This is a genomic window from Chitinophaga filiformis (assembly GCF_021646545.1).
Lineage (GTDB): Bacteria > Bacteroidota > Bacteroidia > Chitinophagales > Chitinophagaceae > Chitinophaga > Chitinophaga filiformis_A.
The window spans coordinates 135,511-149,155 of the sequence record NZ_JAKIRP010000008.1; the positions used below are offsets into that span (position 1 = coordinate 135,511).

Genomic DNA, 13,645 nt, shown 5'->3' on the forward strand with positions numbered 1-13,645 from the left:
AAAGGAGAGCGTTTCTTAGTTTGAAACGCCCTCCTTTTTTCTATTTACAATATTTTTTTACTCTGTTTTCAGACTCTTTAGCGGACTGGATATTGCCGCCTTGATAGATTGATGTGCGATCGTTACCGCTGCTATGAGCACTGAGCAAGCAATTGCTGCAATAAAGATGCCCGCACTCAGCGAAATATGATAAGCAAAGTTGCCCAGCCAGTTGTACATCAGGTAATAAGACAATGGCGTTGCCACGAGAAATGCAAGTGCTATCAGCAACATGAATTCCTTGCCAAACAGTAAAACAATATCAGGAATGGAAGCACCCAATACTTTCCGGATCCCTATTTCCTTGTTGCGTTGAACTGCTGCAAAAGCTACCAGTCCATATAATCCCAGGCAGCCAATGATAATGGCCAGTCCGGAGAACAACCTGTATGCAGTATAGAGTTTTTGTTCCTGTTTGTACATAGCTGCAATGTGGTCGTCCAGGAATTCATATGCAAAGAGATCATCCGGGAACAACGCTGACCAGTCTTTTTCTATCCGGGCGATGGTGGCAGGCATATGCTGCGGATGCAGCCTTACGCTGACTGTATTATAGGCTTTTGGATCGTTAAACAGAATGCAGGGTCTTTTTTCCTTGTGTTTGGACTCGCTCTGGAAGTCCTGCACTACTCCTTTGATCACCAGTTTTCCGCGGCCCACCGTGATGTTAAGGCCAAGGGCATCTTCCGGGCGCTCAACTCCCAGTTTCCGGATCAGTGCCTCGTTAACGACCACCCGCGGGATGGAGTCTTTTTTCGTTGCAGGTGTGATGCCTTCACCTGCCAGCATCTTCATGTCAAACATCTTCATGAAGTGCTCATCAACAAATTTCAACTCCATGACATCGTCTTTGGTAATGCCTCTTTCCGGGCAGGAGAAGGGCCCAAAATTCTGATTATAGGATGGCGCACCGGTGGAGAAAGACATCTCTTTGATACCGGTATTATCCTTTAATTGTTGGGCCAGTACTTCCCGTTTTGCCCCGTTCGGGATAACAAAAGAAATGACTGCTTCCTTATTAAAGCCCAGATCCTGGTTCTTGAAAAAGTCCATTTGTTTGGCCACCACCAGGGTGCCGATGATCAGCACCTGTGATACCAGGAATTGGACGAAGACCAGCGATTTGCGCAGGGTTAAGCCACGGGATGATTGACCGGTTGTGCTTTTCAGACTGATGGCAGGCTGAAAGGACGATTGCACGAAAGCAGGATACAGTCCTGCCAGTAAAATGATAATAAGGGTCAGGGTAGCCAGTAATACATAAATCAGCGGCTGATTTAACTGCTTTGTGCCGATGCCTGTATCCAGCCAGGATGCTACCTGAGGTAATGCCAGGTAGGCGATAGCAAGGCCGAGTACCACGGTGAGGAGCACGAGTATGCTGGTTTCTCCCAGGAACTGCCGTATCAGCTGAAAACGGTTAGCGCCCAGCACTTTTCTGACGCTGGTTTCCCTCGCACGTTTCATGGCCTGTGCAGTAGCCAGGTTAATGAAGTTGATACAGGCCGTCACAATAATAAAGATCGCAATAGCGATCAGCGCCCGGTAGGTATTGCGGGAGGTAGTGGTGCTCTGAATATAGCGTTGGTCGAAGTGGACCTCCTTCAGCGGCTGCAGCAACAGTTTGGCTTCTGCCGCAATATCGGCGCCCCAGTTCTGTTTGATAAAACCGGGCATGCGGCTTTCGATCTTTTTAATATCGTAATGAGGTGGAACAACGATAAATGTATTGCCGCCAACAATGGCATAGAACTCGCCCATGGCGTCTTTCATCTCTTTTTCAACAGTAGCAAAGGATGCGAGGAATCCGAAGGTCATGCCGGTATTGGGAGGAAGGTCTTTGATAACACCGGTTACCGTCAGCTGGTAGCTATTATCAAGCTGAAAGGTCTTGCCCAGTGCAGCCTCACTGCCGAAGTACCTGCGGGCCACACTTTCGGTCAGAACGACCGTATTGGGCGCTGACAGTGCAGTGTGCGGATTACCGGACAACCACTCATAATCAAATATGTCCGTAAATGAACCATCGGCAAATGCATATTCGTTCTGCATGTAGCGCGTATTGTCCACTTTCACGAGACCATCCCAACGGTGCCAGTACTGGGAGACTTTCTCCAGTTCAGGAAAGGCGCTGCGCATAGCGGGAGCAATAGCAAGAGACACACTTGGGTTGAAGTCCAGGGCATTCATCGTAACCCTGTACGTCCTGTCAGCCTTACGGTGATAAGTGTCGAAGGTCAGTTCATTCTTAGTGATCAGAAAGATGATCAGACAGGCGGCAATGCTTAACGTGAGCCCAATGATATTCAATGTGGCATAGTTAAGATTGCGTTTCAGGTGCCGGAGGGCTATGATAAAATAGTTCCTGAACATATAAGGTTACGTTTAACGGGTGGATGTGCGGATGAGGTACAAAGCCGGTGCCACCTTTCAAGGGTCTTATAGTCAAGGAATTGTATGTTAATTGGGTCGTTTAATTGTTCGCTTTCAGCATGGGGTGCGTCCGGAAATGGACGGTTTTAGTGGCATAGCATGTTTCTGCCACAGGAATGTGGCGGTATTGCCTGGAACAATGCTGTTCACTCCCAAACGCTAAACCCTCATTCCTGATCTACAAACAACTGCTGTAAACGCTCCAATGTTTCCTTCTCCGGGCGCTTCCACATACCCCGCTGTATAGCTTCCAGCATACGTTCGGTCATGTCTTTCAGCGCCCATGGATTCACCTGTTCTATAAACTGTCTGTTCTCATCGTCGAAGAGATATGCCTGTGTAATGCCCTCATACATGAAGTCGTCTACCAGGTCAGTAGTCGCGTCATAAGCAAACAGGTAATCCATCGTTGCTGCCATTTCAAAAGCGCCTTTGTATCCATGCCGTTTCACCCCCGCGATCCATTTAGGGTTGATCACGCGCGAGCGGTATACTTTTAACAGCTCCTGCTTTAGCGTTTTCACCTGCGGGTTTTCCGGACGGGCATGATCTCCGAAATAGATGGAAGGTTGTTCACCTTTGATAGTCTGTACAGCATTGGCCAATCCTCCCTGGAACTGGTAATAATCATCGGAATCCAGTATGTCATGTTCCCGGTTATCCTGGTTATGCATGACCACCTGTATATCAGACAGGCGTTTTTCAAATACTTCATGTGCTGATTCACCGATGCGGTCAGCGCCGTAAGCATAGCCGCTCCAGTTGATATACACTTTTGCCAGGTCATCCCGCGATTGCCAGTTCTTTTCATCAATCACCGCCTGCAGGCCTGCTCCGTATGCACCAGGCTTGGAGCCGAACACCCTGAATAAGGCGCGCTTATGTGCTTTCTCCTCATTCAGTCCTTTGGATTGCCATTCCTGTTTTTCCTCCAGAAAACGCTTTTTGATAGGGTTCTTTTCAAGTGGTTCGTCCAGCTGTGCTACCTTTTCGACAGCAGCATTGAACAACGATATCACATCCGGAAAAGCGTCCCTGAAGAAGCCGGAGATACGCAACATTACATCTACCCGTGGACGTCGCAGGGTGATCAGGGGAATGATCTCAAAATCACTCACCCGCCTGTTCGCTGCCTGCCATACAGGCTTTACGCCCATCAATGCCAGCGCCTGGGCAATGTCATCGCCACCGGTACGCATGGTAGAGGTGCCCCATACAGACAGACCTATTGACTCCGGATAATCTCCATGTTCCTGTAAATACCTGTCGATGATCAGGTTGGCACTTTTTAGGCCCAGGTTATAAGCTGTTTGTGTAGGAATGGCACGAACATCCACAGAATAGAAATTACGTCCTGTAGGCAGTACATCCAACCTTCCACGTGTAGGAGCGCCTGAGCTACCGGAAGGTACATAGCGGCCATTCAGTCCTTGCAGGAGATTGGCGATCTCCTCACTGGTGGCTTGTATCTTCGGTATGGTGTTGTCAAGAATAAAGCGGCAGTATTCGCTGCTGAGGGGATATTGTTCACTGTTCTGGTTGTGTGGTTCGTTTAGTATTTCATGGATCAGCCTTTTAGCCAACGCTTCCAGTACTCCTATTACATCCCCGTTGATCCGGCATGCCGCGAATACTGTATGCTGGCTATTCGTTTCGAAAGCTGCCTGATAATCACAATTCAAAGGATCTAATGAGAGGCCCAGGTCTGCTGCCAGCACTTGTGTAATGCCCATTCTTCCCGCCACCGGCACGCGGTGTAAAGCCACGAGCAGATCAGTGAGTTGCTCTCCTTCCGGGGCCTTACCCAGAATGTGCAGCCCATCCCTGATCTGTGCTTCTTTCAATTCACAGAGATAGCCATCCAGTTTTACCAGCAATTCGTCAATGTCTTTTACTGACGATTGCAGGTCAGCTTCCAGGTTGGCTTCGCGTACCAGTTGCGTGATCTGTGTTTTGATCACGGCAGTACGCTTGGGGTCTATGCTATACGCATCGTAATACTCATCGATCAGGTGTTCCAGTTTTGTCAGCACACCATAACTTTCCGCTCTCGTCATGGGCGGTATCAGGTGATCGATAATAATGGCATGATTCCTTCTCTTAGCCTGTGTTCCCTCGCCGGGATCATTGATAATAAAAGGATAAAAATGGGGGATGGGATTTAATAATACTGCGGGGAAACAAGTCTCCCGGCTCAGTGCAACACTCTTACCCGGCAGCCATTCAAGGTTACCGTGTTTACCAACATGCACCACCGCATCAGCGTTGAAGACATGGTTCACCCAGCAATAATAGGCCAGGTAAGCATAAGTAGGTGGCAGATCGGGAGAATGATAGATAGCCTTAATGTCCTGGTTGTAGCCACGCGCAGGCTGAATACTCACAAAGGTATTGCCCAGCAGGAAGCCGGGGATAATAAATTCATCTGCATTGTAGTTAGGTGAATCCTCCGGACGTCCCCATTGCTGTTCGATTTTTTGCCGCAGGACTGGCGATAGCGCATTGTAATACCGGTTGAATGCAGAGATGTTTAAACTCACCTGGTAGGGTCGGTATAAGGCCGTGTCCAGGTCGTTGGTGATGTAATGTGTGATCAGTTCTATCAGCTCCGCGCTATCTGCCGGTACAAATTCTCCCAGATGATAATTGTGCGTCTTCAGTGCATGTAATATCTCCACCATACTGGCGGGTGTATCCAGGCCTACACCATTCGCCAAACGACTATCCTTGTTCGGGTAGTTCGGCATGATAAGAGCAATACGCTTCTCTTTATTCTCTTTGTTCCTGATAGCTATCCAGCGCTTGGCAAACGCCACTACAAAGTCGCAGCCCTCTTCATGAGTGGTATATTTAAGGATATCTGAATCTGTCAGTGCATCCCTTCCCAAAGATGATTTAAATGAAACGGCAGTCGTAATGATCCTTCCGTCTATTTCCGGCAGTGCAATGTTCATCGCTACATCTGTAGGTGTCAGACCAAACAGGTTCTCCTGCCAGATCTCTTTTGTGCAGGATGCAAAGATGGCCTGTATAACCGGCACATTCATTTTCCCGAAAATGAAATGATCGTCGTTGCTGTCGACTAATGATTTAATGGAGAAGCTGGTGGTGTTGATGATCACATCAATGCTGGCCCCCACCTTATGGAGGAGGTTATATAGTTCATCGCAGGTGGCCTGGTCACGTAGATTACTGGCGAAGGCAATGATGGGATTGATACCCTGTTGCTCAAGTGCCTTGGCCAGGTAATGTACCGGCTCAAGATTATCTGCCAGGTAATGGGTTTGATATACCAGTATCACTGCATTTCCTGAGGTGGAATGTTGTGGGATGATCGTGTGTTCTTCTCCTGCGGGAACAATCCCTCTTTGCGTATCAAAAAGGAACAAGTCCGGTAAGCGTTGCGGCGCTTCAAACCTATAAGGTAGCTGAAAGAAAGTATGGAAGATATATTGCAGGCATTGCAGGTGATTCCGCCTGCCGCCTGCACAAAGGTATTTCCAGACCGTATCTGCAATATGAATATCAACGGTAGAACTGTTGAGTAACTCAATATCAGGTACATCATATCCCGGGAGGAATAGTACAGGGGTCTTCTTTAGCTCACAGGTGATGCTGACAGCTTCGAACAGGTAAGGGTAATAGTTCTTACCACCCAGGAACCGGCATATGACCAGTTTCGCTTCCCCGATCACTTCCTCTACATACTTATCGATCGTGAGCTCCTGTTTCAGGTACACAAGATTAGCGATGCGCAGTGAGGGCAGGGAAGTACTCCCTGCTGTCGATGACGTGGGTGATGCCTGTTGATACAGTTCCTTGTACGCATTGTTGAGGGAATGTATTTCTGTGTCAGCTGCCGACAGGAACACGATGTCGCCAGCCTGCTGTTGTATATGGAAGACCCCTTCACCATTGGGGTTCCATCCTCCCGGAATAGTTGGAATAAGATGCATGCAAAATATTAGCTGACTACACTCAGTCTTTCATTGATAATAGTGCCCAGGTCCTTGTTGTGTAATTCATCTCCGATGATCACCAGGCTTGTTTTACGTGTCTCGCCATCTTTCCACTTACGGTCGAAATAGTGGTCGAAACGGTTGGATACGCCTTGTAATACCATGCGCATAGGTTTGCCGGGAACATCAATGAATCCTTTTATCCGGTAGATCTCATATTCGCCGATCAGCTCTTTCAACGCTTCTATCAGTGTTTCCGGTGTATGCGGCGCATGAATATCTACCACTACGGAATCAATGTCGTCGTCATGCTCATGTTCGAGTCCATTAGCATGATCTTCTTCATGGTGGGAGTGCCGGCTATCCAGGTCATCTTCAGCAGCGGCGTTCACGCCTAAAAGGATCTCTGCCGACAATACACCGTTGGCTGCTGCCACCATCTTCACGTCGGGACGTACTTTGCCTGCGATGATCGCTCTTACTTCTTCGTATTGCGTTTCATCCACCAGGTCTTTCTTTGTCATCACTACCAGGTCGGCACAGGACAGCTGGTCTTCAAACAGTTCTTCGATCGGTGTTTCATGATCAAGGGAATCATCTGCCAGTCTTTGCGCCTGTACCCGTTCCCTGTCGCAGATCTCACCAGTTGCCTGTCCGACTACATCTACTACCGTTACCACTGCATCCACCGTGATCTGTGGTTTCAGTTCCGGCCAGTTAAAGGCATGCAGCAAGGGCTTCGGTAATGCAAGTCCTGAGGTTTCAATGATGATGTGATCGATGGTATCCTTCCGTTCCATCAGCTGCAGCATCACCGGCAGGAACTCTTCCTGTACGGTGCAACAAAGACAACCGTTGTTCAATTCAAGTACGTCTTCTTCATTGGAGCAGCACGATTTCAGGATCTCTCCATCTATGCCCATTTCGCCAAACTCATTGACAATAACAGCCAGTCTGCGGCCGTTGGCGTTCTGAATAAGGTTGCGGATCAGCGTCGTTTTGCCTGATCCAAGAAAGCCTGTGATGATAGTAACAGGAATTTTTGTAGCCATTGGGTATCTTTTAAGGAATGTATAATTTTATTGTTGTCGTGTTTGCAGATTATTCCACGGTTTTCTTTCTCTTATACAGGAACAACTGCCATTTTTCTTCTGCCACACCGGCTTTGTCCATCTCCGCCCGGCTCAGGATGAAGAAGAGATCGGACAGCCGGTTGATGTACGATAGGATATAATCATCCACCGTATCCACTTTCATCAGAGAGACGAGCAGTCTTTCTCCTCTGCGCATCTGTGTTCTTACCACATGGCATAGTGCAGATATTTCATTACCTCCGGGTAAGAGGAAGTAGTCTGATTTTGTTGTCATACCGGCTTCCAGCTCGTCAATCCACTGTTCACAGAACGCCGGACCATCTTCCGGTTTCGGGTTGGGGTTTTCCTTTTTACAGTCTGAAGGGCGCGCCAGGTGAGACATCATATCCATCATGTCTTTCTGGATCTTATGCAGATTAGCCTGCCATTCATGGTCGCTGCCCAGTTTAGCGCGTAAGAGTCCGATGGTTGAGTTGACCTCATCCAGGGTACCATAACAGTTTACCCGTACATCGTCTTTGTCTACCCGGCTGCCGCCGAAGAGCGCTGTTGTGCCTTTATCTCCTTTCCTGGTATATATTTTCATGTGTACTTATTTCACGTTGAATGTATAAATGCCGCCGTATTCTACTTTTTCCATCATAACCTGGTTGAGCGGAATATCATTAAAGAGATGTATGGCACTGCGGATAATGCCTGCATGTGTGACGATGACTATCCGTTGGTGCTGTGTTGCCTGCAGATCTCTGATACACGCAGCGAAGCGGGCCACTAACATCTGTAATGATTCTCCCCCGGGAGGGGCCAGGTTGATATAATCTGCCATCCAGGTATCCAGTTCATTGCGTTCTATATCATCCCACCTTCTGCCTTCCCAATCGCCAAAGTGTAATTCCATCAGGCGAACGTCGGTAATGTGATCGGCAGTGATAGCCTGTGCCAGCAGTTTGCATCTGGTTAGCGGACTGCTATACACTGCGTCATATTGCCGGGGCAGTAGGTTGATGATCGCATCATGCAAAGCATGATGATCTGCAGGCAGAGGAACATCTGTCTGTCCGTAGTTGGTTTCTTCAGGAAAGTCCGGTTTGATATGCCTTACTAGATATAATTCCATATTGCCAGTATGCCCATGTAAAAGGTGATCTCATTCAGTTGTTGTACAGCCCCGAGGCAATCGCCCGTATATCCGTTGATCCATTTACGGAAGAAACGGGCCAGGTATAAGGTCAGTAATCCGCATGGGATGATGACCAGCAACAGGAGGTACGTATAGTGAAGGGTATATATCATCAGCAGCAAGGGTACCAGTCCGGTGATCACTGCCAGAAACAATCCCGGCCAGCCGATCTTCGTGGCCACAGGTTTGCTTTTGGACGTGGCATCGTCTTCCCGCGCATAAGGCATGTACTGTAACAGGAATACCGGCATCGTGCGACTGAATGCATGTGCAGCCACATACAGCAGGCAGAACGGAAGCAGGTGCGTATTGATCATCAGCAAGGCCAGTTTTGCCAGCAGGCATATCTTCAGGAGTAAGATCACAATGAGGGCGATAACGCCGAAGGCGCCGGTGCGCGAGTCTTTCATGATCTCCAGGATGCGTTGTTTCGTCCAACCGCCACCAAAGCCGTCGGCTACGTCTGCGAGTCCGTCTTCATGGAATGCGCCTGTAATGAGCAAGGTGGCAATGAGGGAGAGTATCACGGCTGTGAAGATATCCTTGAAAAGACTGTGAGCGGCAGCAAAGCAGACAGCGCCTATGATACCCACCAGGATGCCCACCATGGGGAGGTAGCGGCTGGACCTGTTCAGGTCAGCTGTATTGTGATCAATACCTGCGGATACCGGTATGCGGGTAAAGAATTGCAGCGCTGTCAGGAATATGCGGACCTCCTTTTTCATACGCTATGCTTTGTTGGATACACCTGCAGATTCAAAGCTGGCCATTTCGTTCAGGAAGGTCACTGCCGAGCGGATAAGCGGGTAAGCAACCGCGGCTCCCGTGCCTTCTCCCAAACGCATGCCCAGGCTCAACAAAGGTACAGCTTTCAGGTGGCTCAGCATAAGTTGATGCCCCTGTTCATTGGACTGGTGCGTGAAGATGCAGTACTCCAGGATATGCTCATTTATCTTAGATGCCACCAGCAGGGCAGCTGTGGAAATGAACCCATCCACCAGAATGATCATGCCCGCTGCCGCAGCCTGTAGCATAGCGCCACACATCATGGCGATCTCGAAGCCACCGAAGGTACTTAATACATGCAACGGCGTCTTTTCAATGCCCTTATGACGGGCTATCGCTTCAGACAGTATCGCTTTCTTCCTGGCCAGTCCTTCGTCATCTAACCCCGTCCCTCTGCCAATACACTGCTCCAGCGGAATATTACAAAGCAGGCTCATAATAATTGCAGCGGAGGAGGTATTGCTGATACCCATCTCACCAAATCCGATCACGTTACAACCTTCCTGGTGTATTTCCCTGACAATAGCAGCGCCTTTTTCAATCGCCTCCTGGCACTGGATCATGGTCATGGCTGGTTCCTGCAGATAGCTCTTCGTACCCATTCCTACCTTCGCATGTATCAGTCCGGGATGCTGGTTGAAATCGAAGTTGACGCCTGCATCCACCACCCGTATCTGCATGTCATTCTGCCGGGTAAATACATTGATGCCCGCGCCGCCCTGCAGGAAGTTAAACACCATCTGGTAGGTTACTTCCTGGGGAAAGGGACTAACGCCTTCTTTTGCTATACCATGATCGCCGGCAAAGACCACTATAGCAGGCTGGTGCAATGCCGGTGTGAGTGTCTGTTGTATAGCCCCCACCTGTAAGGCGATCTTTTCCAGCTGTCCTAACGATCCCAGTGGTTTGGTCTTGTTGTCTATTTTATGTTGCAGCGCTGCTGCGATGTCTTTATCGACCGGTGGAATATTGAATGTTGCCATATGCAGTGTCTGGTTATTGCTTATTTCAATGTCAGGGGCAGTCCCGATACCATTAGTGTTGCCTTATCCGCCTTTTGGGCGATGTATTGGTTCATCCATCCCTGTAGGTCGGCGAACTTGCGGCCTCCTTCTGTAGAGGCGTGTACACCCATGCCTATTTCGTTGGAGATGATGATCAGATTGAAGTCCTGTTGTATAAAAGCATCAAACTCTTTCTTTGCTTCCGCCAATGCTTTGTCTACATCGTAGTTATTGTCGACGAAGAAGTTGGTGAGCCATAATGTGACACAGTCCAGTACCACTGTTTTGTTGCTGAGCTGCAGTCTGCTGATCTCCTTTTCTTCTTCAATGTTTTCCCAGCGTGTGTCACGGCTCCTTTTGTGTAAAGTAATGCGTGCGTTATGGTCATCATCCCAGATGCGTGACGTGGCAAGGTATACCGGCTTGTCTGACAGGTGGAGTGCCTGCTGGACCGCGTAGTTTGTTTTGCCGGAGCGTTGACCGCCTGATATGTAATGAATCATTTGATGATGATTTTTATTGTTTTTTGTTATCCGAAACCTGGATCTAATCCCCGGTTTGTGCCCACGAATCGGGAATCGTGTGTTTCAAATTCCCCATTCATTCCCGGTCGTAACCACATACCAACCCGGGGTTGAAACGCCCGTTACCCGGGGTTGAAACCCCTGTTACCCGGGGTTGAAACCCCTGTTACCCGGGGTTGAAACCCCGCGCTACAAACACACGGCACCTACGGAGCCGATCATCGGGGAGAGGGGAGTTTGTTGGATGTGCTGGTAGCTGGCGCCGATTGATGTTGCCAGTTTTTCGGCCATTCCGAGTTTTACAAAACCGCTCTCATTATCGATGATCGTTGTTTGTTTAATACCCGTCAGATATTGTTTGTAGAATAATACCGCTTCGCCAAATGGATCATCGGTATTACCTGCATTGACTTTGCCATCCGTAAATATGTACAGACTGGCATGCTCTTTTATATTGCTTTTCAGCAATTGATTGATCATACCAAAGCCTGCTCTCATATTCGTCTTACCTCCGGTGGTCAGTTGTGCCAGTGAATTGATTATTTCTTCTGCGCATAATGTAGGCGCTGATAATAATTCAGCGTCGCCATTGTTGAGAGCTACCGCCGCATATTTGATCCGCTTTGATTTATAGCGGGCAATGGTTTGCTCAATAAGCCCTTTGATGTATGCAATTTGCCTGTCTTTCACCATAGACCCGCTGGAATCTATCAGGAAGAAAACATACATGGCCGCTTTCGACCGGTGACGTTTATGCCGGATCTCTACTTTATCATGTGTCAGATAGTGCTTCACTGTTTCCAGTATATCTATCTGTGCCGATGGCGTTGCTATCTTTTGTTTAAAGCCTTGCCGGGGAAGAGAGACTTTTAGTGTAACCCCTTTCCTGGCATCGGCCGACCGTATTTTCAGCTGTACGTATTGTTCGGTTTTTTCTGCCTGTAGCAGATATTTTTTGCTGTTACTCAGCTCATTTTTACACTTATCGAGTCACCCTCCTTTTCTTCCCGTGGGGACTGACTTTCCCTTTTCTGCTGAGAATTTTGCGTGGAGGAATAATGTTTCGAACGGTGCGACAATATAAACGGCATCACCTTGTGAACATCGTCGCTGGTTACTTCCTTTTTGCCATAGAACGCTGCGTGCGCCCGTGCTGCTTTCAGGAGCAGGATATCGGCGCGAAGACCTTCTGCCTGGTATTGGATACAAGCGTCAGCAATGCCCGCCAGTATGAAGTCGGAGTATGACACTTGTTTCACCTGCTCCCTGGCGTACATAATCTGCTGGGCCAGTTGTTGTTCCTGTGTGTCATACTTCTCCATGAAGGCCGGTATATCAGTATCGAATTGTAAGCGGCGGTTGATGATCTCCATACGGTCTATCCTGTCCATGGGCGTCTTGACTGTCACGCTCAGGCCAAACCTGTCCAGCAGTTGCGGGCGCAGTTCGCCTTCTTCCGGATTCATCGTGCCCACCAGGCAAAACCTGCTTTCAAACCATTGGGAAACGGTATCCCTTTCCAGGTGATAGCCTCCGCTGGCTGCAGCGTCCAGCAATACATCCATGAGATAATCATTCAGGAGATTGACTTCATCGATATACAGGATGCCATGATTGGCGGCAGCCAGGAGACCCTGCTGGACTTCCGTTCTTTTTTCGTTAATGAGGATATCGAGTTTGATGGTTCCCAGCACCCTGTCTTCCGTAGCACCGATGGGGAGGTTGATGAAAGGGAAGTCTGTTATGGTATGTTGCATCAGGTGACTGAGACCTCTTACGGTGGTGGTCTTGCCCGTACCTTTATCGCCCAGCGCCAGTACGCCGCCCAGCCCTGGCTCTATCATACAGAGTATGAGCGCCAGCTTAAAGTCCTCCTGAGCATATATCGCTGTAAATGGAAATGATCTCATTGAAAGGTCGGTTTAATGGTTAAGCGAAACTGTTATAGATCCAGAGGCAGCCTACACCAATGGAGAAGAGGCCTACAACAGCATTGAGCGATTTAAACGCCAGCTGGTTGCGTTCTATAAACCTGGACACAGAGAAGGCGAGTACGCAGCTGTAGGTGGTCATGGCTACCACGATACCAACACTTTGCAACACAATAATACCGATGGCAATGGTCGTACTGCTCGATGCCATGATCAGAGCCACGGCGCATGCCCCGCCGGTACCCGCCAGCCCATGTAGCATGCCCACCCAGAAAGAGCGGCTTAGAGGGTTCATGGCAATTTCCTGTCCCTGTTTACCGTGAATGTGCAGGGCGTTGTTGATATGCTCATGTTCTGCAAATGCCTTATGGGCAGCCATCATCTGTTTCAGCTTATGATTGCGGCGGATGGCAGATATTCCCAGCCAGATCATCACCGGACCTACTATTATTTCTGCATAGGAGGAAATATCCAGGGGAAGCGCAGACTTCAGCAATAAAGCAAAACAGCTGAACAGGATCAGCGAGGTAGAGTGCCCCAATGCCCATTGAGAGGAGCGCCAGATCAGTTTCGAAAGACCGATCCTGTTGTTCGCCTTTTCAGACGCCAGCACAGATACAGCGGCCATATGGTCTGGTTCGAAGGAGTGCTGAATGCCCAGGAGTAATGAGTCTGTAAATAAGTATCCGATCATA

11 protein-coding genes are annotated in these 13,645 nt (G+C 48.8%); all 11 read right to left on the reverse strand.

The genetic code is table 11. The features are described from left to right. Window positions 1-57: 57 nt before the first annotated feature. The gene (locus tag L3C95_RS19775; protein WP_236390291.1) at window positions 58-2,412 is read right to left on the reverse strand and encodes an ABC transporter permease; all 2,355 of its coding nucleotides are present in this window, start codon (window positions 2,410-2,412) and stop codon (window positions 58-60) included. Window positions 2,413-2,639: 227 nt separating this feature from the next. After that, complete coding sequence (gene cobN, locus L3C95_RS19780; protein ID WP_236390292.1) at window positions 2,640-6,428, reverse strand: cobaltochelatase subunit CobN; 3,789 nt, start codon at window positions 6,426-6,428, stop codon at window positions 2,640-2,642. A gap of 8 nt (window positions 6,429-6,436) precedes the next feature. Beyond that, entirely contained in the window at window positions 6,437-7,483 is a 1,047-nt protein-coding gene (gene cobW / locus L3C95_RS19785) for a cobalamin biosynthesis protein CobW (RefSeq protein ID WP_236390293.1), read from the reverse strand. A gap of 49 nt (window positions 7,484-7,532) precedes the next feature. Beyond that, a complete protein-coding gene (locus L3C95_RS19790; RefSeq protein ID WP_236390294.1) occupies window positions 7,533-8,111 on the reverse strand; it encodes a cob(I)yrinic acid a,c-diamide adenosyltransferase in 579 nt (192 codons plus the stop codon). 6 nt (window positions 8,112-8,117) lie between these two features. After that, the gene (cobC, locus tag L3C95_RS19795) at window positions 8,118-8,642 is read right to left on the reverse strand and encodes an alpha-ribazole phosphatase family protein (RefSeq protein WP_236390295.1); all 525 of its coding nucleotides are present in this window, start codon (window positions 8,640-8,642) and stop codon (window positions 8,118-8,120) included. Next, entirely contained in the window at window positions 8,627-9,430 is an 804-nt protein-coding gene (locus tag L3C95_RS19800; protein ID WP_236390296.1) for an adenosylcobinamide-GDP ribazoletransferase, read from the reverse strand. Before L3C95_RS19800 ends, cobC begins: the two co-directional genes overlap by 16 nt. A 3-nt stretch (window positions 9,431-9,433) precedes the next feature. Continuing rightward, the gene (gene cobT / locus L3C95_RS19805) at window positions 9,434-10,474 is read right to left on the reverse strand and encodes a nicotinate-nucleotide--dimethylbenzimidazole phosphoribosyltransferase (RefSeq protein ID WP_236390297.1); all 1,041 of its coding nucleotides are present in this window, start codon (window positions 10,472-10,474) and stop codon (window positions 9,434-9,436) included. Between the two features lie 20 nt (window positions 10,475-10,494). Then, on the reverse strand, window positions 10,495-10,998 hold the full coding sequence (locus tag L3C95_RS19810) for a bifunctional adenosylcobinamide kinase/adenosylcobinamide-phosphate guanylyltransferase (RefSeq protein WP_236390298.1): 504 nt from the start codon (window positions 10,996-10,998) through the stop codon (window positions 10,495-10,497). A gap of 210 nt (window positions 10,999-11,208) precedes the next feature. Beyond that, the gene (locus L3C95_RS19815; protein ID WP_236390299.1) at window positions 11,209-11,814 is read right to left on the reverse strand and encodes a vWA domain-containing protein; all 606 of its coding nucleotides are present in this window, start codon (window positions 11,812-11,814) and stop codon (window positions 11,209-11,211) included. A 170-nt stretch (window positions 11,815-11,984) separates the two neighbouring features. Beyond that, window positions 11,985-12,929, reverse strand: coding sequence for an ATP-binding protein (locus L3C95_RS19820; protein ID WP_236390300.1), 945 nt, complete (start codon window positions 12,927-12,929; stop codon window positions 11,985-11,987). Between the two features lie 19 nt (window positions 12,930-12,948). Further along, window positions 12,949-13,644 carry a hypothetical protein gene (locus L3C95_RS19825; protein WP_236390301.1) on the reverse strand — a complete coding sequence of 232 codons (696 nt, stop codon included), beginning with the start codon at window positions 13,642-13,644 and terminating at the stop codon, window positions 12,949-12,951. Window position 13,645: the final 1 nt, after the last annotated feature.